At 33.3% G+C, this 23,051-nt stretch carries 18 protein-coding genes and 1 pseudogene; 16 read left to right on the forward strand and 3 right to left on the reverse strand.

The window, feature by feature from the left end:
• Window positions 1-253: 253 nt before the first annotated feature.
• The 12 genes from BW936_RS06915 (at window position 254) to BW936_RS06975 (ending at window position 12,508) form a co-directional block, all read left to right on the forward strand.
• Window positions 254-1,240, forward strand: a complete 987-nt coding sequence (locus tag BW936_RS06915; protein WP_076547605.1) for a phosphotransferase — start codon at window positions 254-256, stop codon at window positions 1,238-1,240.
• 281 nt (window positions 1,241-1,521) lie between these two features.
• Window positions 1,522-2,406 carry a LysR substrate-binding domain-containing protein gene (locus tag BW936_RS06920; protein ID WP_076547607.1) on the forward strand — a complete coding sequence of 295 codons (885 nt, stop codon included), beginning with the start codon at window positions 1,522-1,524 and terminating at the stop codon, window positions 2,404-2,406.
• Between the two features lie 76 nt (window positions 2,407-2,482).
• Window positions 2,483-3,403: a YeiH family protein gene (locus tag BW936_RS06925; RefSeq protein ID WP_076547609.1), complete on the forward strand. Its 921-nt coding sequence runs from the start codon at window positions 2,483-2,485 to the stop codon at window positions 3,401-3,403.
• A 358-nt stretch (window positions 3,404-3,761) separates the two neighbouring features.
• The gene (locus BW936_RS06930; RefSeq protein ID WP_076547611.1) at window positions 3,762-4,193 is read left to right on the forward strand and encodes a response regulator transcription factor; all 432 of its coding nucleotides are present in this window, start codon (window positions 3,762-3,764) and stop codon (window positions 4,191-4,193) included.
• 111 nt (window positions 4,194-4,304) lie between these two features.
• On the forward strand, window positions 4,305-4,835 hold the full coding sequence (locus BW936_RS06935; RefSeq protein ID WP_076547612.1) for a DUF4199 domain-containing protein: 531 nt from the start codon (window positions 4,305-4,307) through the stop codon (window positions 4,833-4,835).
• A 3-nt stretch (window positions 4,836-4,838) separates the two neighbouring features.
• Window positions 4,839-5,171 (forward strand): DUF1801 domain-containing protein, encoded by a 333-nt coding sequence (locus BW936_RS06940; protein WP_076547613.1) that lies wholly within the window; start codon window positions 4,839-4,841, stop codon window positions 5,169-5,171.
• A 428-nt stretch (window positions 5,172-5,599) separates the two neighbouring features.
• Window positions 5,600-6,283: a leucine-rich repeat domain-containing protein gene (locus tag BW936_RS06945; protein WP_143744062.1), complete on the forward strand. Its 684-nt coding sequence runs from the start codon at window positions 5,600-5,602 to the stop codon at window positions 6,281-6,283.
• A 233-nt stretch (window positions 6,284-6,516) separates the two neighbouring features.
• Complete coding sequence (locus BW936_RS06950; protein ID WP_076547615.1) at window positions 6,517-7,017, forward strand: hypothetical protein; 501 nt, start codon at window positions 6,517-6,519, stop codon at window positions 7,015-7,017.
• A gap of 185 nt (window positions 7,018-7,202) precedes the next feature.
• Window positions 7,203-7,658, forward strand: coding sequence for a PaaI family thioesterase (locus tag BW936_RS06955; RefSeq protein ID WP_394333573.1), 456 nt, complete (start codon window positions 7,203-7,205; stop codon window positions 7,656-7,658).
• Between the two features lie 319 nt (window positions 7,659-7,977).
• Complete coding sequence (locus BW936_RS06960) at window positions 7,978-10,248, forward strand: ATP-binding protein (RefSeq protein WP_159439006.1); 2,271 nt, start codon at window positions 7,978-7,980, stop codon at window positions 10,246-10,248.
• Between the two features lie 111 nt (window positions 10,249-10,359).
• Window positions 10,360-10,908 carry a GNAT family N-acetyltransferase gene (locus tag BW936_RS06965; RefSeq protein ID WP_076547618.1) on the forward strand — a complete coding sequence of 183 codons (549 nt, stop codon included), beginning with the start codon at window positions 10,360-10,362 and terminating at the stop codon, window positions 10,906-10,908.
• A gap of 691 nt (window positions 10,909-11,599) precedes the next feature.
• The gene (locus BW936_RS06975) at window positions 11,600-12,508 is read left to right on the forward strand and encodes an NAD(P)/FAD-dependent oxidoreductase (RefSeq protein WP_076547619.1); all 909 of its coding nucleotides are present in this window, start codon (window positions 11,600-11,602) and stop codon (window positions 12,506-12,508) included.
• A 14-nt stretch (window positions 12,509-12,522) separates the two neighbouring features.
• Here the strand turns inward: BW936_RS06975 and BW936_RS06980 are convergent, their stop codons facing one another.
• Entirely contained in the window at window positions 12,523-12,987 is a 465-nt protein-coding gene (locus BW936_RS06980) for an Lrp/AsnC family transcriptional regulator (RefSeq protein ID WP_076547983.1), read from the reverse strand.
• A gap of 154 nt (window positions 12,988-13,141) precedes the next feature.
• Here BW936_RS06980 and metE point away from each other — a divergent pair.
• Both metE and BW936_RS06990 read left to right on the forward strand, forming a co-directional pair.
• Window positions 13,142-15,446, forward strand: a pseudogene (gene metE / locus BW936_RS06985) (5-methyltetrahydropteroyltriglutamate--homocysteine S-methyltransferase).
• Between the two features lie 234 nt (window positions 15,447-15,680).
• Window positions 15,681-16,064 carry a VOC family protein gene (locus tag BW936_RS06990; protein WP_076547620.1) on the forward strand — a complete coding sequence of 128 codons (384 nt, stop codon included), beginning with the start codon at window positions 15,681-15,683 and terminating at the stop codon, window positions 16,062-16,064.
• Window positions 16,065-16,124: 60 nt separating this feature from the next.
• Here the strand turns inward: BW936_RS06990 and BW936_RS06995 are convergent, their stop codons facing one another.
• Both BW936_RS06995 and BW936_RS07000 read right to left on the reverse strand, forming a co-directional pair.
• Entirely contained in the window at window positions 16,125-17,471 is a 1,347-nt protein-coding gene (locus tag BW936_RS06995; RefSeq protein ID WP_076547621.1) for a Gfo/Idh/MocA family protein, read from the reverse strand.
• A gap of 25 nt (window positions 17,472-17,496) precedes the next feature.
• Window positions 17,497-18,471 (reverse strand): formylglycine-generating enzyme family protein, encoded by a 975-nt coding sequence (locus BW936_RS07000; RefSeq protein WP_076547622.1) that lies wholly within the window; start codon window positions 18,469-18,471, stop codon window positions 17,497-17,499.
• Between the two features lie 460 nt (window positions 18,472-18,931).
• Between BW936_RS07000 and BW936_RS07005 the strand changes: the two genes are divergently transcribed.
• Both BW936_RS07005 and BW936_RS07010 read left to right on the forward strand, forming a co-directional pair.
• On the forward strand, window positions 18,932-21,559 hold the full coding sequence (locus tag BW936_RS07005; protein ID WP_076547984.1) for an MGH1-like glycoside hydrolase domain-containing protein: 2,628 nt from the start codon (window positions 18,932-18,934) through the stop codon (window positions 21,557-21,559).
• Between the two features lie 427 nt (window positions 21,560-21,986).
• Window positions 21,987-23,048: a pyridoxal-phosphate dependent enzyme gene (locus BW936_RS07010; RefSeq protein ID WP_076547623.1), complete on the forward strand. Its 1,062-nt coding sequence runs from the start codon at window positions 21,987-21,989 to the stop codon at window positions 23,046-23,048.
• Window positions 23,049-23,051: the final 3 nt, after the last annotated feature.

Raw genomic sequence — 23,051 nt, forward strand, 5'->3', positions numbered from 1 at the left:
CACAAAGTTGACGCTTTTACTTTGTACTCAATCTCATTTTTTGTCTAATATTTTTAAAAAGCATAGTTGTATTTTTAGTAAATATGCGTAATTCTGTAGGATAGATTACCGTCTTCAATAATGATATATAGTCATTGTTGACATAGAGCGCTTTCTTATGGTCACTTAAATAACTATTCTCAATGTAGAAAAATGACGGACCGTTACACAGATTAAAATAATGAACCTTAATTAGACCAACAATTAGAAAAAAATGACAGTATTACCAGTTAGCGCAAGTACTATTTCAGAGAAAGCTTTGGGCGAGTTTGTAAAAGAAAAATACGCACTTAACAAAAATTACGACTGTACATTATTTAGGACAGGAATGAACCATACCTATTTTCTTGCGAACAGCGATACCAAATATGTTGCGAGAGTTTACAGTCATAATTGGAGGACAAAATCTGAAATTACCGAAGAGTTAAAAGTTCTAAAGCTATTGAGTGAGAATAAGGTAAGTGTTTCTTTTCCTATTCAAGATAAACATGGAAAATTCATACAGACGATTAATGCACCGGAGGGTGTTAGATACGTTGTCCTTTTTTCCTTTGCAAAAGGAGAAAAAATACGGTTTATAGATAAAGAAACATGTTTTTTGATAGGAACTTTAATGGCTAAGATTCATAACCTTACTTTAGATAGCACTATTGAACGAATTTTTTATGACCAAGAATCCCTACTAAAATTACCGTTTGAACATTTGAAACAATTTTTTCCTGAGGAATTATCGGAAATGCAATTCATTAAACATATAGATGATTTTTTTGACAAAACAGATTTTGAAAATGTTAGAAAAGGAGTTGTCCACATGGATCTTTGGTACGATAACATGGCCGTGACCAATGAAAGAGAAATTACTTTTTTTGATTTTGATTTTTGTGGAAACGGTGCTCAAATTTTAGATGTCGGCTATTTTTGTAAACAACTATTTCATATTGAAACCGACAAGAAAGTGTACCAACTGAAAATGAAATATTTTTTAGATGGCTACCAAAGTATTAGACGTTTAACCGATAAAGAACTGAAATTGATTCCTAAAGCAGGTCTAGCGGTTTTTGTTTTTTATCTGGGTGTTCAAGCACAACGGTTTGATTGGTCTAATATCTTTTTATCTGAAAATTATCTAAAAATGTTCTATATAGGTAAACTTAAATCGTGGATCCAATATAATAATATAGAAAAAAGTAGTAGTAAGTAATAAAAAATCAATTCTATCTTCTTCTTATCTTTATTGGTTTTAATAAAAAGCTTAAAAACATTTGTAAATGGTAATTTAACTACTAAACCGTAGCGCATAATATGTAGAACTGGTTGCAAGATTTTAGAGTGCTTACCACAATTTTACATAATTCTCTCATAGCTTTTATTCGTTTAATTGCACAATTGGGTATAACGGTCTTATTTTAAATCACGTTATGGTTCTCTTTTTTCTATCTAAATTTATATGTTCAAACTAATGAAACCCCTTTTTAATAGCTAATGAAAACCAAGTTACATATATTCAAAATTGTTGCCAAGCACTTAAGTTTTACAAAGGCTGCTGAACAGTTATATATTTCACAACCTGCAATTTCAAAGGCAATTAAAAATTTAGAGCAAGAATATGAGACCACTTTTTTTGTTAGAAAAAGAAACACCATTGAATTAACGATTGAAGGAAAATCATTTCTTATATATGTAAATAAAATATTGTCTATTTATGCTGAAATGGACGAGCAGTTTTTACATAAAAATGACATTTTCCCAAAATTCATAAATTTTGGAGTAAGTACAACCTTGTCTAATTATGTTATACCTAAGGTGATTGCGAAGTTTAGAACGCAGTTTCCACAAACCAAATTGAATATCATTAGCGATAACTCTGAGAATGTTGAAAATTTAATTTTATCAGAGGAGATTGATTTTGGAATTACGGAAGGAAACTTTTCTAATCCCAAATTAAATTTCGAAAAATTTATAAAAGATGAAATTGTACTTGTTACAAGTGTTCATAATACTTCGTTTAAAAAAGGGAGTGTGGATATAAAAACGCTACAAAAAATTCCGATGATAGCACGTGAGAAAGGTTCAGGAACAAGAGAAATTATTGATGCATTTTTAATGGATAATAATATATCTAAACTAACCGGAGTTGTAACATTGAACAGTACAGAGGCTATTAAAAACTATCTATATAATTCAACTGATTATGCACTTCTTTCAATACATGCCATTAACGATGACTTAATAAATAACAAGCTCAAAGTTATAGATATTAAAGGCTTAAGTATTGAGAGGTGGTTTTATTTTGTAAAAAGAACAGGTTACCTCTCAAGGTCTTTAAATAATTTTGAGAAGTTTATTCGGCTTAACTATAACTTTTAGTTATCCTATATAGCATTTTAATTTGCTTATAAGTTATTTTTCAAATCTACTTTTGTATCAAATAATACGAAGTGATATGAAAGATATATTTTCAAAACTAACCTACTTTCTTATAATCATTATGGTGCTTTTGGGAGTTATAAATAGTCCTATAGCATTATTACTTGGATTCGTGTATACCCTTATTTTTAACAATCCCTTTAAAGAATATAGCCGTATTGCCATTCAATATTTTTTGAAAATTTCAGTGATAGGATTAGGATTTGGAATGTTTATCAAAGAAACCTTAGCAACAAGTAAAGAAGGATTAAGCATAACGATCTATTCAATAGTATTAACGGTATCCTTAGGTTTACTTTTGACAAGGATTTTGAAATTGGATCTAAAACTAGGTCACCTAATCACCTCTGGAACCGCCATTTGTGGCGGTAGTGCAATAGCCGCAATTTCCCCTGTAATTAAAGCTAGAGGTAATACTATAAGTCTTGCTTTAGGTATCGTATTTCTATTAAACGCTATAGCATTGTTTGTGTTTCCGGCGGTTGGGTATTATTTAAACTTAACACAAGAACAATTTGGTTTGTGGTGTGCTATTGCAATACATGATACAAGTTCTGTAGTTGGTGCTGCTTTGGGGTACGGAGAAGAAGCATTAAGAATAGCTACGACAGTAAAACTTTCTAGAACGTTGTGGATTATACCTTTATCAATTTTGTCTATGTTTCTTTTTAAAACTAAAGGGGAAAAAATCAAGATTCCTTATTTTATAATTTTGTTTATGATTGCCATACTAATAAATAGTTGTCATATACTACCTAAACCAACTACAGTTTTAATTGTTTTATTGTCTAAACGATTATTAGTAATAACCCTATTTCTGGTAGGTTCAAATATTTCTATAAGTGATTTGAAATCTACAGGATTTAAACCCATTCTATTAGCACTAATTTTGTGGATGTTCATTTCATCTTTTTCATTACTATATATAATGAGCTAGGTTAATTATCTATGAAGGCTAATACCAATTAAGCTTTTTCCTGCTCTGTGACTATACTAACTCTAGTATCTGAAACCTTGAACTTTTTCTTCATAATACAGTATTGTACGTTTTATCTTAGGGCATTTGTTGCTACAGTAATGGTTTAATTATTAAATAAAAGTGTAGGCAAAAAGCTTCGGGTATTTGTGTAAAGATGATAAGTAGATACGGCGCTAATAGTTTACTGTCTATAAAAAAACAACAATCAAATTAATAATCTCTAAAGGATTGCAATTATCTTTAAAGTGAAAAACGCCCAGTATGTACTTTAATGTCCCTTTTTTAAACCTATATGCTATAATTCTAATTTTAGGACATGAAGGTTAAAAAATCAAGCAAGAGAAAAATACAGATAGAGAATACTCATCTCTTTTTAATTGGACTTACTGTCCTAATTGTGATTTGTGTGTTGATTTTTAATGTAGTCTATTTTTCAAGTTATTACGGTATAGCGCAAATTGATTATATTAATTCCTTATTTCTTGTGCCTCTTATTCTTTTCATATTTTCATTCGGTATTTTTATTGAACAAAACAAACAAAAAGAAAGACCCAAAAAAATTGACACTTTTAATCTTACCTCTAAAGAAAAAGAAGTCACCACAATGATTTTAGAAAAAAAGAAAAATAAAGAAATTGCAAATGAGTTGTATGTAGAACTTTCTACAATTAAAACACACATAAATAATATTTACAAAAAAGTAGAAGTGAAAAACCGAAAAGAATTATTTGAAAAAATGAATGGCTAAGTTGTACAATTAGTAAGGGCTAATAAAAATCCACCCCTTTTTCCACCCAATATGACTAGGAGATTACATCATGTAATTTCAAATTTGTCGAATAATTTTAAAAATAAATTAATGAGTAAACAAACAGTGTATTCGGTAACGTCAGGTTTTTTAATTGCATTAGCAGGGACCTTGCTTATGCTTACGTTATTATCGCTACACCTTGTTGGACCAGAATCTGTAAAGAATGATAAATTGATGATTGGCGGAACCATTTTATTCATTTCTCTTTACGTTTTCCTTCTTTTTGGTATTTATAGCAGTATGGTATATGCTAAAAAAATTGCCCAAAAACTAACCTTTAAAAAAGCATTTATTACCGGACTTATAGTAAGTTTTGCAACTGCATTTTTTTCTGTTTTATTTACATTATTGTTTTATGAAATAATATACCCAAACTATAATGCGGATATGACTGTTATTTTGACAGAAAAATTATCAAATCAAAACTTGAGAGAAGCAGAGATGATTGAAAAAATCAATGAACAGACAAAGTATTATAGCACGGCAATGCAAGCACAATTCTCATTTGTTGGAAATTTAATTACCGGAATTGCATTTTCTCTGCTATTAAGTTTATTCCTTAAATCAAAAAAGAATTAAAAAATGATTGAAGAAGTTAATGGGTATATAGAAAACTCAACCGATAACAATAAAGAGGTGTTAAATGTTTTAAGAGCTTTGATCTATGAGTTAGTTCCTAGTGTAAATGAACAATATAAGTGGAGTAGACCCGTATATGCTACAGAAAAGGATTTTTGCTATTTAAAGACCACAAAAAAAGCGGTTACCTTGGGTTTCTTTGAGTTTGGCAAGATAAAAACCAATTGTCATTTAATAGAAGGAACAGGTAAAACTATGAGACATATTAAAATAAAAAATGTAGAGGAAATAGAGAAGTTTGACATTAATAAAATGATAAAGGAAGTATTAAAATAATACTAAAGTGTAATGGCTAATTAAGGAGAAGATATTGTAATTCTTTTTAAGATAGTACAATTCTGCGTTCAACCTTCATAGGCTTAAAGCTTAAGTTTTTGAATTTATCTTCTTTTTCAATTACGATATCAAGAAGCATAAGTTTTATAAAAACTAGGGCTAATTTTAATTGTGATAATAGATTGTTTTAGTATAGCATCAATATCATACTCAATCAACTCATGTAAAATAGATGTAGATACTTGGTTATCAGTTGTTTTTAAAGGTTGAACAAGATTGTCTTTTTGGTATTTATTGGTTGGCTTTAAGAGTTAAAATGTATATTTTGAGTAGTTTGTGTGTAAATTTGAATGATAAAATAATCATACAAATACATTGAAGAATTTATAATGATCCATGGTCTTAAAACATCTAATTGTTCAGAGAAAATGTTGAATTATAAACATTTAATTTATAGCGTCATTATTTTTTTAATGATGTGTTCTTGCAGTAATGAGCAGGTAGACATACCAGATATTAATTTTAAGAATGCCTTGTTATATTCAAATTGTATAGATACTAATGGGGATGGAAAAGGTGACAGTGATGCGGATACAAACAATGACAATCAAATACAATTAAGCGAAATTAAAAATCTTGAATTTCTAGATGTTAGTTCAAAAAATATAATATCACTTCAAGGAATTGATAATTTTACAAAATTGAAGTATTTAGATTGTTATAAAAATGAACTAGTACATTTAGATGTAACAAAGAATACAAACCTGGAAGTATTATTTTGTTTTGATAATAAATTAATACAATTAGATGTATCTAAAAATACAAATCTTATTGAATTAGGGTGCCGCGGAAATAAATTAACAAGTCTTGATCTTAGTCAAAACAAAAAACTTAGAATTGTTTATTGTTACAAAAATAATTTAACGACTTTGAATGTTAAAAATGGAAACAATGCTAACATGAGTACCATGTGGGCTTTTGATAATCCGCACCTTTTCTCTATTGCAGTTAACGATAAGAATACTGATTTTCCTTTATGTGATAGGGAAGATTACTCGGGCTGGTGTAAAGATGTTATTGCTTCATATAGTACAGAAACCAGTTTAAGATAGATAGTATATTACTGAAGTAGTTTGGCTTCCTCCCTTATTTAGGTGCCGTTCATAATCAACTATTTTATGTACTCCTGATAAAGGAAATGACTTTTCATTATACACTTAAAGTAATATAAAAACAATAGCTACTTGTTAGTAAACCCTACTTGCTTTTTTATATAACTTAGCACCTTGTCCTGCCTGCTTGTAACCATAGGTTTGATTTATACACTTTAAAAATAGATGAACTAATGAATAACCCTTTTAAGATCTTGTTTTTACTAATTTTTATACTTGTAAACCATTTGGCTTGGTCCCAAGAAAATTTTAGGGAAATCTCGTTAGTTACCAACGTATTTGAAGCCTTAAAAGAGCAAAACGAAGATAAACTTTTAAAGTGCTTGCCGTCTAAAGAGGATATTGCTTATATAATTCCAGTTTTAAGAGAAGCACAACCAAACTCAGTTATTCCTGAAATAGATAAAATTATCGCAAATTTTAAAATGGCAGCAACAAAGAATTTTAAACATATAATCACAAGAGGGAATTCTTTTAATATCACGTGGGAAAATATGGTATTGGAAAAAGTGGAATATGAGGCTAATCATGACCCAAACGTACAAATAGAGAGAGGAAACATAACATTGGTATGTACTAGCGGCGATAAAAAATTTTTAATAGTTTTAAAGAAGTCTTATAAAATACATGACACATGGCTATTAATGGATAGAATGAAATTTACACTGTTGTAATTGGTTGTTATTTGTTTGACTTCCTATTCTTAATGATATTTACAAATCAAAGCCTATTGAGCTTGCTTTGAAGGTTGTGTTCTTAAAAAAAAATAAGCATGTCGGTTTACCAGAAATTCCTCCAAATTGGTTCTAAATTCTTTTCAAAAAATCAACTTTTAAAGTATGGTTTTAATCTCTCTCCCATGTATAGGAGAAGCACGGCGAAAATCATTGATATTTCGGTAGATTTATTGAGGATTACAATAAAGTTGCCTATTAGTTGGAAGAATAAAAATTATGTAAATTCTATTTTTGGCGGTAGTATGTTTGCGGCTGTAGACCCAATTCCTATGGTACAATTAATGAATTTAATTGGGGACGATTATGTAGTTTGGGATAAATCTGCCGAGATAAAATTCAAAAGACCGGCAAAGGAGCATCTGTATGCAGAATTTAATTTTTCAATAAAAGAGCTTGAAGAAATAAAAGCTAAAGTAGCACAGCATAAGGAGTGTGAATTTTTAAAAACTACCCAGCTCACCAACATAGATAAAAGCCAGGTTTTCTGCGAAGTGCACAAAACAATTTATGTAGCTGATAAAGAGTTTTATAAAGAGAAGCGGAAAAAAGCTAAGATGAAAAAAGCTAAGTTAAATTAGAGGTAACATGTACTAACCTATTGGTAATGTATCCTTTTATTTAAATAGATATTGATTGTAAACTGTGAATGGTACATCAGAAACTTTGGGAGAGAATCTATTTTTGAAACTATTGTTAGGCGCTATAAGAATGTTCAAATAAATACGGAATTAAGCTACTAGTTATATTTTAGTTTAAGTGGGTGAAACGAATAGGTATTGCGTTAAAATTCAATTAATTTTTTCTAAAGATTACTTGATGTTGTAATGTTAAAATGAGGTATATTCATTCCTTGAAATTTTAATGATAGGTAATACCCCTTTTAACCTGATACTAAAGATGGCAAGCGTATTTTCTAGAGATACTATAAAGAAATTAAAGTCGCATATTGCTTCTACAAAGACCTATATTATATTATTGGTACTGGCAATAATGTTGTTGTTATATACCGTAACCGTAGGCTACAAGCAAGTAAATAGACTTCATAAAACGGGAGATTTGGTTTCACATACACTAGAGGTGCAACGAACCATTATTGAGCTTTCAAATAAATTTTTAGAGGTAGAAGCTATCCAGCTTAAAAAACTTTTTCAAGAAGAAGAAAGTAATCTCTCTGCCATTATCGTAACAGAAATGAGTCAGTCGTTAGATAGGTTGAAAACGCTCACCGATGATAACGAGGCGCAGCAAGAACGTGTAAAAGCTTTAGAACTTCTACGTGATAGAATTAAGAATGAGATAGATACTACTAGTGTAGTAGACAGCAGCAATGTTGTTGATAGTTTGGTAGCAAAGGACAGTATAGTAATAAACTTTTCAGAAATACCCTATATACGTAATCAGCGAATTTCCAAAATTGTAGCAGAATCTCAGGGTATAAAAGATAGAATGCTGTCTGAAGAGAATTATTTAATGATTGCCCGTAAAGAAGAATATACATCACAATCGTTCCTAACACCCATGTCATCCTTATTGGTAGCACTAACAGCTTTGAGTATTTTCTTAATCGGCTTTATAAGCATCTACAAACAGAAAGGTGAAATTGAAGAGGTAAATAGCCAAGTTTTTATTCAAAACAAAAAATTACAGGAAACAGAAGAGTTTTTAAAGGGAGTGTATAAAAGCTCAAACAATGTAATTAGCCATTTTGAACCTATTTTAGATGCAGAAAATGATATCATTGATTTTCAATTTAAGTATACCTCTAATGCCATAGAGAAAGTCACAGGTTCAGAACAAGATGATATCATTGGTGGTTCGCTTTTAGAAATATACCCCATGGTACTGGACAATGGGCTTTTTGCATTAATGAAAGATTGTTTTTTAAGCGGTAACACACAAGAACACGAGAGCATCTACACTTTTGAAGGTCAAAATAAATATATATACAATACTATTGTAAAATCTGCTAACGGAATTACCAACACTGCTTGGGATACTACAAAAGTTAAAGAAGCAGAAAAAAATCTTCAAAAATTGAATGAAGACCTAAGTCTACAAAATACTATTTTTAAAGAGGCTGAAAATGTAGCGGGTGTTGGTAGTTTTATATGGTATTTAGATGACGGTAGTGCCATTGTTTCTGATAATTTTTATAGAATTCTAGGGGTTGAACCTAATAGCTTTGAGGTTACGTTCAATAATTACAAAGAATTTGTACATCCAGAGGATGTTACCGTTCTGGAATCGTTAAAGGGTCATGAAAAAAAGAAAGGCGCCTCTACCGTTTTGGCTTATAGAGTTTTTACTAAAGAAAATGGGGTAAAACATTTGGACCTAAAAGGAAGGTATATCGAAATAGATAATAGACCGGTATCTGTAGGTATAGTACAGGACATCACCAGCCGTGTAGAAAAAGATAGGGCGCTTATTGATAGTTATGAGAAATTAAAACTTAGTAATGAAGAGCTAGAATCCTTTAACAGGGTAGCCAGTCATGATTTGCAAGAACCCTTACGTAAAATACAAATGTTTATTTCTAGAATAGAAGACGAGGGTGAAGAAAGTATGCCCGATGGAATTCAAAAGTATTTTGCCAAGATCAAATCCGGCACTTTTAGAATGCGAGAATTAATACAGAACTTACTATCATATTCTAGAATTGATAAACTCAATACCAAATTTGAGGATGTTTCATTAGGTGAGGCGCTTGGTAAGGTTGAAGAAGAATTATCACAGCTTATTAAGGATACCAATACGGTAATCTCTTATGAAAATTTACCAATTATTCTGGGTATTCCATTTAAGATTGAACAACTCTGCACAAACCTTATAAGTAATTCTATTAAGTATAGAAAAAGTGGTGTTGCTCCACAAATTTCTGTCACCTCTAAAAAGCTTAGAAGTGCTCAAATAGCAGAAAACTTTAGTAAAAATGCAGCGTATTACTATCAGATATCTTTTATAGATAACGGTATTGGGTTTGAACCTGAATTTGCAACTAATATTTTTGAGGTATTTCAAAGACTACATTCTAAAACCGAATATTCGGGTACAGGCATCGGACTTTCTATCTGTAAAAAGATTGTTGAAAAGCACAATGGTCATATACATGCAATTGGTAAAAAAGATAAGGGCTCTACATTTGTAATTTATCTACCTGCAAACTAAACTATATATGGATGATTTCTTAAATGATGCAATATAGATGTATCCGTGTTTATTAGGTGGAAGCATAATGCGAAGAAAAAGTTATTTTTAAACATTAAGTAAACTTAAGGCATGAATAAACTTGCAATACAAACCGATAGATTAGAATTAAGGCTAATTGAAATGGTAGATTTAAAAGTTATTCACCAATTACATTGCATTCCAGAAACCGATGAATTCAATACACTTGGTATTCCAGAAAGTATAGAAGAGACAAGGCAAATTATAGAGCCGTGGATCAAAGCCAATAATACACGTGAAATAACAAATTATACTTTCGCCATTCAACATAAAGCGGATGATAAATTTATTGGTCTTTTCGGTTTACGCTTGGGAGCCAAAAAATATAAACGGGCAGAAATTTGGTATAAGCTAGATATCGGTTACTGGAACAAAGGTCTTGCTACGGAAGTGGTTAAAGAAGTTTTGAATTACGGATTTAATGTGCTTGGCCTTCATCGTATAGAAGCGGGCTGCGCAGTAGCTAATTTGGGGTCTGCAAAAGTGATGGAAAAAGTAGGGATGACCCAAGAAGGTCGAAAAAGACAAATACTACCTTTAAAATCCGGGTGGTCAGATAGTTTTGAATATGCCATATTAGAAAGTGATGTGCGCCATTGAAATAGTTTTTATTGAGCTTATAAATGAATTTCTAACAGTAGAATTCCTGTTCATGGTTTATTTATTGCCCAGGTAATTATTGCTTGATGATTACTATTTAGAAAACGGATAAGATGGTTAGATTAAAGTATAAAGCATCAAAAAAATTAAGAACAGTCTTTACAGGTTTTAGATAGCACACAGGTTACTTGTGCCAACTGGTATTCCTTAGAAAGAGCAAAGTGAACCGGAATGTATAAATAGTCTATGGTAACACATTTCTCACATCTAAAATAAAAATGGTGAGGTAATACTTTTACTGCATCACATGTTGTATAAATGGCAAAACACTGCCTGCCATTGTCAGCCATTTTTTTATGTAAAATACCTTCTTCGCAATAACGGTTTAGTAGTAGCCCTGTTAATTTCGCTTTTTATTTTTTCGTCAATGCCATTCTTACTGATGGCTTTACCAGAAGATTCTAAAACAGAAAAGATGAAAGCTTTTATTACTGTATTTTTTTTTCGGTCATATAAAAGCATTTTTCTAATGCAACTTAGTTGCATTAGAGTAATTTGTTTATATATTTGCCGAGAGTTCTTAAAGCAATTCTGTTGAAGTAACGAATTTGAAAGAGTTAAACCTAATGCCATTTTAATTGACAGAACTATTTTGAATAGTTCATTCTAATCTACTTAACAATAAAAGAAAATGCAGACAACAAACAATTTTGACGTAATCATAGTAGGTGGTAGTTATGCTGGTTTAGCAGCGGCGATGTCTTTAGGAAGGTCGTTAAGAAAAGTGTTGGTAATTGATAGTGGTAAGCCCTGCAATAGACAAACACCACATTCACATAATTTTTTAACCCAAGATGGTAAAACGCCCTACGAAATTAGAGAGATAGCAAAAACTCAAGTTTTGGCATATAAGACAGTAAGCTTCATAGAAGACAAAGCAGATAGTGGTTTTAAAAATGAAGATACATTTTTTATTAGTACGGAAACCGGAGCAACGTTTAGCGCGAAAAAAGTAGTTTTTGCAACCGGGATAAAAGATATTATGCCCAATATTAAAGGTTTTGCTGAATGTTGGGGTATTTCTGTGGTTCATTGCCCATATTGTCACGGGTATGAGATTAGACATAAAAAGACGGGTATTATTGCAAATGGAGAGCGTGCTTACCATTTGGCACCAATGGTAAATAACCTCACCAAAGATATTTGTATGTTAACCAATGAACCAGCTACTTTTTCTTCAGAACAATTGAGCAAGTTAAGAGAAAATAATTTAGCTATAGTAGAAAAGAAAATTGTTGAGGTTGAGCACGAGAACGGATCTGTAAATACTATTGTTTTTGAAGATGGAAGTAAAGAAAAATATGATGCACTCTATGCTGCCTTACCTTTTGTGCAACATAGTGATATACCTGTTAACTTGGGTTGTGAACTAAATGAGGAAGGCTACATACAGGTTAATGCTATGTACCAGACAACCGTTGAAGGTGTTTTTGCTTGTGGAGATAATGCAATTAAGATGCGTTCATTGGCAAACTCCATAGCATCTGGTACTATGGTAGGTGCCGTTGTAAATATGGAATTGGCAAAAGAACAGTTTTGAACGAATCTGAAATTCTATTGTAGGGGAATGGCGTATGAATGTTTTATGGTGCCTATTACAAATGTACTGTGTGCACTGCCTATATTTTGTATGGCTCCTAGATCATTTATTACAAAGGTTTGGTAATGCTTCATGTCTTTAACGATGATTTTAAGTAAAAAATCATAATCCCCAGAAATATTATAACACTCTGTTACTTCTTTGAGTGAAATAATATCTTTTACAAATTTATTACCTATTTTTTTGGTGTGCTCTTTTAAAGTGATATTACAGAAAACGGTAAGCGTTCGCCCAACTTTTTCAGCTTCTATAATGGCTACATATTTCTTTATAATTTCATTTTTCTCTAGTCGTTTTATACGTTCATAAACAGGAGTAGGTGATAAATTTACTTTTTGTGCAATTTCTTTTGTAGTTAGTTTTCCGTTTTCTTGAAGTATTTCTAACAGTTTCCAATCGGTAGCATCTAAATTATTCATAGGTAGTTTTTCTTTTTCAGGGCTAAAATGCATCACTTTAAAGTGGTATCATCTGTATTTGTTTTCAAAAATAGCTATATCATCTTAATATACTATCTAATTTAGATAATATGTTCATTATAAATAGTTTTGTTGGAAATTAAAACTTCATCAAATGAAAACAATTGTATTAGGTTATCCTAGGGTTGAGGAGAAAAGAGAACTTAAAAAAGCAACGGAGAAATTTTGTAAAAATGATATTTCTGAAGATGATTTATCTGCTATTATGCGAGGGTTGAGAAAAAAAACATGGCAAACGCAACAAGATCAAGGTATTGATTTTATTTCTACAAATGACTTTTCGTTGTATGATCAGGTTTGGGATATGTGTATTACCTTAGGTTGTATTCCTGATAGGTTTAAAAATTTAGACGCACTTCAGCAGTATTTTGCAATGGCTAGAGGTTATCAAGACAATGACATAGATGTTACCGCTATGGAAATGACAAAATGGTTTGATACCAACTATCATTATATAGTTCCTGAATTGGTTAAAAAAACAGTCCTTTAGTCTAAATTCAAATAAAATAATCAATGAAATAAAAGAGGCTTCAAAGCTGGGGATATCATCTAAGCCGGTAATTATTGGACCTGTAACTTTCTTGCTTTTAGGAAAGGAAAATGAAGAGGGGTTCAATAGATTAGAGTTGCTAGATGCAATACTGCCTATCTACCAACAGTTAATTTTAGATATAGATAAGCAAGGTGTAGAATTCCTTCAAATTGATGAGCCAATTTTAGCAACAGATCTTACAGTGGTAGAACAACAGGCTATAAAACGTTCGTATGATTATTTCTCTACCATTAAAGTTGGTTTAAAGTATATATTGGCCAACTATTTTGATGGTTATGGTAAGAATCTGGAACTTGCATTAAAGCTACCTATACATGTTTTGCATATAGACGTTGTGCGTTGTTCTTTGCAGTTAGACGATATTTTAGAAACCAATTTGTTGGGGGACAAGGTACTTTCTTTAGGTGTTGTCGATGGACGAAATATTTGGATAAACGATTTTGAAAAGTCACTTCAATTAATTCAAAAAGCGCAAGCTAAATTACCGGACGATCAAATTTGGCTAGGGACGTCATGTTCATTGCTTCATGTGCCATATGATCTAGATTTAGAGGTGAATAATACACAATTAAATAACGAAGTAAAACAGTGGTTGGCATTTGCAAAACAGAAACTACAGGAGATTACAGTTTTAAAACAATTGGTCGTTAATGGTAAGAATGATGAGACTGTAGCACTTTTTATAAAAAATAAGAGCGCTAATGAGAATAGAAAACTATCTACCTTAATCCATAATAACGCCGTAAAGCAACGTGTAGCTAATCTTACACTTGCAGATAGTGAAAGAACATCTCAGTTTTCAATACGTCAAGAATTACAGCATAAAGCGCTTAAACTTCCGCTTTTTCCAACCACTACTATTGGTTCTTTTCCACAGACAAAAGAGGTGAGGCAAACACGTGCTAAATTTAAAAAAGGGGAAGTAACGCAAGAAGCATACGATGCTTTTATTCAACAAGAAACAGAAGAAACCATTCGCTTTGAAGAAGAGGTTGATCTTGATGTTTTGGTGCATGGTGAATTTGAACGTAATGATATGGTGGAGTATTTTGGTGAACAACTAGAAGGCTTATTGTTTACAAAATTTGGATGGGTACAAAGTTATGGTACCCGTTGTGTAAAACCACCAATAATATTCGGGGACGTTTCTAGGTCAGAACCTATGACCGTAAGGTGGTCTTCATATGCCCAATCAATTACCAAAAAGCATGTAAAAGGTATGCTTACCGGACCTGTAACCATATTGCAATGGTCATTTGTCAGGAACGATCAGCCTAGGTCGGTAACCTGCAATCAAATTGCACTGGCCATACGTGATGAGGTTCGTGATCTGGAACATGCAGGGGTAAAGATTATTCAAATTGACGAACCTGCATTAAGAGAAGGTTTGCCGTTAAGAAAAGAAGATTGGAAAACCTATTTAGATTGGGCGGTAAATGCTTTTAAGATTTCAGCAAGTGCCGTTAAGGATGAAACTCAAATTCATACCCATATGTGTTATGCGGAGTTTAATGATATCATAGAAAGTATTGCCCATATGGATGCTGATGTAATTACCATAGAAACATCACGCTCAGAAATGGAACTGCTAAAAGCATTTGTAGATTTTGAATATCCAAATGAAATAGGTCCTGGTGTTTATGATATACATTCTCCTAGAGTACCTTCACGAGCAGAAATTGAATATTTATTAGATAAGGCTTCCAGTCTTTTTCCTTATAAAAATATTTGGGTGAATCCTGATTGTGGATTAAAAACTAGAGATTGGCCAGAAACAAAATCAGCACTTAAAAATTTAGTGGCATCGGCAATTAGCATGCGAGAAAAAGTAGGTTCTACGGTTTAATCAGCAATAGTTGCTTATAGGTCATATCCAATTTAAATGGTAGCATTTAAAACAGCTTGAATGAAAATTTAAGCTGTTTTTTTTTTGGTTTAAATAGCTTTTCTTTATTTGTTATTTTACGTTTACTACAAATCTTAGTGTAGCTGTTTTTTTAGACTTTAGTAGATGTTGTTTTAAGTGGGGTTATTTTTATAACCTCCTTGAAAAGAATTTGATAAAAAATGAATCTATAACATGAATTTAAACCAAGTAACCGTACCGTCTCTCAATGTTACAAAATCAATATCATTTTATAAAAAATTAGGATTACAGTTAATAGTGAAATCACTACCTAACTATGCAAGATTTGAGTGTCCTGACGGGACTTCCACTTTTTCTATTCACCTGGTAGATGAATTACCGGATGGAGCTGGTATCTATGTATATTTTGAATGTGAAGATCTAGATGAGCAAGTAACATTATTGAAGAGCAACGGATTGCAATTTGATCAAGAGCCTAAAAATGAAAGATGGCTGTGGAGAGAGGCAAGATTAAAAGATCTTGATGGTAACCAACTTATTTTATTTTATGGTGGTAAGAATAGGTTAAATCCACCGTGGCGTTTAGAAGAGAAGTAAAAAAAATCCCGATAGTAGTTGTAAACTTCTATCGGGATTTTGCTTTTGTGTAAATTTATTTTAGCTCAAAACCTTGGTTACTCCTGGAGTAGGAATAGGATAAGAACCATCTGGTCCTGGTACACTTGGTGGTGTAGAGTCCCAAGTAATTTCACTTGGCATCAATAATTTCTCAGAAGCCAAAGCGTCTTCCCAAGTAATCACTTTACCAGAATAGGTGGCCATACGTCCCATAATAGCAGTTAGTGTACTTTTAGCTCCATTTTCTGCATCACTTATGACTTCGTTGTTTCTAATTGAAGCAAACAATTTGTTGTGTTCTACTTGATATGGATTTGGGTCGTTTCTGTTACGGTAATCAAACAGCTTTTCTCCATCTAAACCTGTAATGCTTGCTGCACCGGCATCTCTCATATCAATACTGCCCTTTGTACCTTGAAAATTTTCGCCGACCTTAGACCAAGTGCCCGGTTGATGGCGACATTGACTTGAAATAACCGCACCACTTGGGTATTTGAATTCTACAAAGTGATGGTCAAAAATTTCACCGTGGTCTTTTCCTGTTCGTACCAATCTACCGCCCATGCCTTGCGCAGAAATAGGATATTCTCCTAAAAACCAGTTAGCAATATCAATGTTGTGTATGTGTTGTTCTAAAATATGGTCACCGCACAACCAGTTAAAATAATACCAGTTTCGCATTTGGTATTCTAATTCTGTCTGTCCCGGTTTTCTTGGGCGTACCCAAACACCTCCACTGTTCCAGTACACTTGCCCAGATACAATTTTACCAACTTCACCTTGTTTAATTTTATCGGCTATGGCAATGTAGTTGTTTTGGTAATGACGTTGCAGACCTACAACAACATTTAGTTTTTTCTCTTTAGCAATCTTAGCCATTTCTAAGACCTTTCTAATACCAGGAGCATCTGTTGCCACCGGTTTTTCCATAAATACATGCTTACCGGCATTTATGGCATATTCAAAATGATAAGGTCTAAAACCTGGTGGTGTTGCTAGTATTACCACATCTGCCTGGTCAATTGCTTTTTTGTAAGCATCAAGACCTACGTACTTATGCTTGTCCTTTACGTTAACTTTCTTAGTGCCTTTAAATTCCTTTTGTAGGTTAAGTAGGCTTTTGTCCAGTTGATCTTGAAAAGCATCGGCCATGGCAACTAATTCTACATTGTCATCGGCTTTTAGCGCTTGGTTAGCGGCACCGCTACCACGGCCACCACAACCTACTACGGCTACTTTTAATTTTTTATTGTTAAATACGTTTGCCATAGCGCTCATTTCTAATCCTGGCAATAGCATTCCAGCACCTACTAGGGCAGTGTTTCTGCAAAAATCTCTTCTAGATTTTTCGGTGGCAATCTTGTTTTTGTTGTTGGAGTTTGACATGTTATTTGATTTAAAATACCTGGAACTAATCGCCCCAGTAATTGTTGATTTCTTGTTCATTGGGTACCTTAGGATCGCGGACGATTCTAAACCCTACAAATGGAGCATCGGTATTCCACCATTTGCTTTTAGGAAATTGTGGGTCTCTCATTTTCCAATTTTCATTAGACCCCAAACGAGCGGCACTTCTTAAGTACTCCGGATCATCATCATAGGAGCCTCCCCTAACCGATCGCGGGTAGGTAGAATGAGTAAATTCTACTGGAGATGTAGTTTTCTTTTTTCTAGATTCATAGATTTCTGGTAAGTAATGGTCTATGGTCCACTCCGCTACATTTCCGTGCATATCATATAAACCCCAAGGGTTTGGTTGTTTTAACCCCACTTTGTGGTAACTGTTATCGCTATTTTCATAGTACCAGGCATAATCTTTGAGCTGGCTTGGGTCATCTCCAAAAGAATACGCCGTTGTTGTTCCTGCTCGGGCACTATATTCCCATTCAGCTTCTGTAGGTAACCTATAAAAATGCCCTGTTTTGGCAGAAAGCCATTTACAAAATTGAGAAGCGGCATATTGGGTAACGTTAGCTACCGGTAAACCTTCACTGGTACCCATACCCAAACTCATATCAACGTAAGGTATAGTGGCACCGGAAATTGCATCTACTTCTACGTTAATATCTTTTGCCTTGTTATTTTTATCGACATTATCTATTTCTCTATTCACGAATAAATTATAGATTTCCCAGGTTATCTCATATTTCGAAATCCAAAATTCATCTAGTGATACTGAATGCGCCGGACCTTCATCATCATTTCTTTTTTTAGCGGTTTTTTCACTTCCCATGGTAAAAGAACCTTTGGGTATGGCTACCATTTCTATTTGTAGCGTAGAACCATTTATGGTCTCAGTGAAATTTTTTGATTTTTCCTGCTGTGCATTTACTGAGTTTATTAGTAAAAAGCAGGCAAGCGGTAGTATTGTTCTAACAAAATTCATGAGCTAAATATATAGCTTTTTGTGAAGAAACTTCATGTGGTAAAGTAAGATTCTAATGTGTTTTTGTGATAAAACTTGCGAACGGATTCCTTTTTTTAATTGATTTATGCCCTGAGGTACCATGGAAATTAGGGTTTTACCACTATTATCAATAGAACAAGTAAAATCGTTAAATAATTGAATATTTATAACAAATTGTTGCAAAATAATATGGTGTCTTAATATTGGCCGTTGCGATTTATATAGAATAATGAAACTAAATTTAACAAGTTGTCAGAGTACTTGGCTTTATTATAATGAATGAATAATACTATGCATTTCATGACTATCTTCCTCATTGTTATACTTTAACTAATAGTATTTTTAGCATTGTATCTAAGTCTGGTATTACATTTGCAATAGTTTTAAATTGCAGTGGCTTAATTAGGTGTTGAATAAAAGTAAAATAGAAAAAGACTTTATGGTCCGTAAAAATGCAGAGGAAGAAAGATTAACCGTTGAGGATAATTATAAAAATTGGAAAAGATGGGGGCCTTATTTAGCAGAGCGTCAATGGGGAACGGTAAGGGAAGATTATAGTCCAGAGGGTCATGCATGGAGTTTTATAGGTCATGATAAGGCACGCAGTAATGCCTACAGATGGGGAGAAGAAGGTATTGGTGGATTTTGCGACTCTAGAGAAATTCTATGTCTGGCTCCAGCTTTCTGGAACGGAAAAGATGCTATTTTAAAAGAACGCTTGTTCGGGCTAACCAATGACGAAGGTAATCATGGTGAAGATGTAAAGGAACTTTATTTTCATCAAGTATCTACACCTACACATTCGTATGCCAAATATTTATATAAATACCCTCATAAAAAGTTTCCATATACAGAGCTGGTTAGAAAAAATAGAAGTAGAAATCGAGAAGATGCAGAATATGAAATTCTAGATACCAAAGCTTTTGACAACAACACCTATTTTGACTGTTTTATTGAATACGCTAAAGCAGATGTAGGTGATATTTTAATGAAAGTAACGGTAATTAATAGAGGTCCCAGAGCTGCAAATATACACGTATTGCCACATTTGTGGTTTCGTAATTTTTGGAAGCATAATAATAGGTTTGAAAGACCAGAAATGAAAGCTATTTCAAAGGGTGCGGTACAGTCTCGTAGCACTAGAAATGGTCGCTATTACTTTTATCACGAAGATGGAGAGCAACTTTTTTGTGAGAACGAAACCAATAATCAACGCATTTACGGGGTACCTAATGAAGTTGAATATGTAAAAGATGGCATAAACAATCATGTTATAGATGGCCAACTAACGGTAAATCCGGCTAAAAAAGGTTCTAAATTTGCTGTTTGGCATAAACTTCGCCTTAAATCGGGAGAGGAAAAAACAATTAAAGTCCGTCTAAGTAAAAAGAAACTTGCTGATCCTTGGGGTAATTATGATAGTATTTTTGAAAAAAGAATTCAAGAGTGTGAAGAATTTTATGGTGATATCTTAAAGAAAGAACTTCCTGTTCAACAACAGGCAATTGCCAAAAAAGCTTTTTCTGGGTTATTGTGGACCAAGCAGTTCTACTATTATGATGTGTATAAATGGTTGTTTGGCGGTCCGGGGGAATCCAAGCCTTACAGAAAAGATTCTAGAAACAAGCATTGGGAGCACCTGACCAACAGGCATGTTATTTCAATGCCGGATAAGTGGGAATACCCGTGGTATGCTGCTTGGGATCTTGCGTTTCATATGGCTTCTTTTGTAGAAATAGATCCTTATTTTGCTAAAGAGCAATTGCTATTGGTGCTGAAGGAAAGTTATATGCATCCTAACGGACAGATACCTGCTTACGAATGGAATTTTAGTGATGTGAATCCTCCTGTACATTCATGGGCGGTATGGACGGTTTATGAGAAGGATAAAAAACGCAGCGGAAAAGGGGATTTTAACTTTTTAGAAAAGGCATATCAAAAACTGTTGGTCAACTTTACATGGTGGGTCAACCAAAAGGATAAAAGCGGTACCAACCTTTTTGAAGGCGGATTCTTGGGCTTGGATAATATTGGAGTTTTTGATCGTAACCATATGCCAGAAGGGGTAACTCGTATGCAACAGGCAGATGCTACCAGTTGGATGGCCATGTTTACCTTGAATATGTTACGAATGTCATTAGAACTGGCAACCATAAATCCGAATTATGAAGATAGTGTGGCTAAATTCTTTAGGCATTTCTTGAATATTGCCTGGGCAATGCACCATATTGGTCAAAAGGATATTTCCCTATGGGATGACGAGGATAACTTTTACTATGATGTAGTTGAAATGGCAGATGGTAAGACGGATCGTTTAAAGGTGAGGTCTTTAGTGGGGATTATACCGCTATTTGCTGTAGAAATTATTCATAAAGAGCTTTTTGATGAGCTTAAAAATTTTAAGGTCAGAGCTGCAGAAATTGTAAGGACCAGACCAGACTTGGCTTCTTTGATTTCTAATATTGAAGAATTTAATGTTGATGGTAACTACCTGTTCTCCATAATGCGTGGGTTTAGGTTAGAGAAACTTTTGTTTCGTTTATTAGACGAGAAAGAATTTTTATCTGATTACGGTATCCGATCGCTCTCAAAATATCATGAAGAGCATCCGTATGTTTTTCAACATAATGGACATCACCAAATATCGTATGAATCTGGGGAGAGTCAGTCAAACATGTTCGGCGGTAATTCTAATTGGCGTGGACCAATTTGGTTGCCTTTAAATTATATGATTGTGCAATCGCTCCGTAAATACTACTCGTATTATGGTAAGCAATATGTATATGAATTTCCAACAGGCTCAGGTGAAAAACTGAACTTGAACGAGATTGCCAATGAGATTTCTAAAAGGTTGATAAAACTGTTTGAGCCTAATGAAGACGGTAAGTTTGTGTACCACTCAGAAGATGTACAGAGCGTATTTACCAAAAATGAGCATTTTAAAGAGGAGCATTTCTTTTATGAGTTTTTTGATGGTGATTCAGGGAAGGGTCTTGGAGCTTCTCACCAAACCGGTTGGACAGCCTTAATTGCGAATTTAATTATGGAGCTGGAGGAAAATAGTTAACGTAGACTTTTGTAAAATTTAATAAGGCGAGGTGTGAAAACACCTCGTTTTTTGTTTTAGGATATTTTTAATTATTCAAAGCTTTGTGTATCGTTTAATACTTACGTAAAGACGGTGTTTTGTTTCTAAATTTCAAATCGTAAGACTAACTGATTTTATTTGATTTACCCTCTTTTAAAAATCTATTTAGTATTTCATATGCCATGAATTCGTTAAATGTTAATTTTTGTCTTTTTGTATAATTATAAAAGTGCCGTAAAAGCACTGTGTAGCCCGGTATAGTGTAAAATGCTGTGTTAAAATTTGCAATAATTTTAGAATATAGTCTACCTATGCATCCCTTTTTTAAAAGGGTATATGAGTTAAAAATTACTATTAAAAAATCAATTAAATAGCTGTATCTTAAAAGTAGAAAATATGCAAACCAATGAATCTTAAAGATGGGGTAAAAACTGCTGAAAATAAGGTGTCTACAGAGGCACGTAGGCTCAGTGTTATGGTTAAGGATATTAGCAAATCTTTGGTTGATCGTTTAGAATGTTTTGAAGATATTGTAAGTTTAGAGGTTGGCGATACGGGCTTACACAGGGCCAAGACTTTAGAGCGTGAGTTTAATGTGCGTCAGCTATACCTTAAATATGAAGGTGACAACCCTACCGGTACACAAAAAGACCGTATTGCTTTTGCACAATTGTATGATGCCCTTCGTCGCGAATTTAAGGTAGTAAGTTTGGCTACTTGTGGTAATTATGGTGTAGCAATGGCTTTGGCTTCAGATTTGGCAGGTATTGAATGTAAAATTTACATTCCAGAAAGTTATCATACCGATCGGGATATTGAAATGCAAGACTTGGGTGCAGAGATCATTCGTATTTCTGGTAGCTACGAAGATGTGGTTACCGAGAGTTCAAGGTTAGCAGCAGAACATGGTTGGTATGATGCCAACCCAGGTGGGGCAAATACTCCGCTACAAATATCTGCCTATGCGCAAATTGCACAAGAGATTTTTGAAGATTTGGGCGATGCTCCTAAATACTGTGCTATCCCTGTTTCTAACGGAACGTTGTTTGCCGGAATATATAGGGGATTTGTTAACCTGTACAAAAGAGGAAAAACATCACGTATTCCTAAAATGATTGCAGCATCATCTTCCCATAAAAATCCGATTGTGGAGTCGTTTTTGCAAAATCTAGATCACTGTAAAGACTTGAATCCTACAGCAATAAAAGAAACAAAATATAACGAGCCATTAATTAATTGGCATAGCTTTGATGGTGAAGAGGCGCTGTATGCTTTAAAAGAATCTGAAGGAGAAGCTTTTAATATCAGTGATAAAAAACTAAAAGAGATGACTTCTCTTTTACATAAAAAGGAAGGTTTTCGAATTTTACCTGCTTCTACGGCCGGTTTGATCGGACTCCTGGAATTAGACGAAAAAATGAATTTTGAGCCCGACCGATTTGTGGCAGTGCTCACTGCAAAAAAATAATAT

Origin of the sequence: Maribacter ulvicola (genome assembly GCF_900155985.1) — a bacterium.
GTDB lineage: Bacteria > Bacteroidota > Bacteroidia > Flavobacteriales > Flavobacteriaceae > Maribacter > Maribacter ulvicola.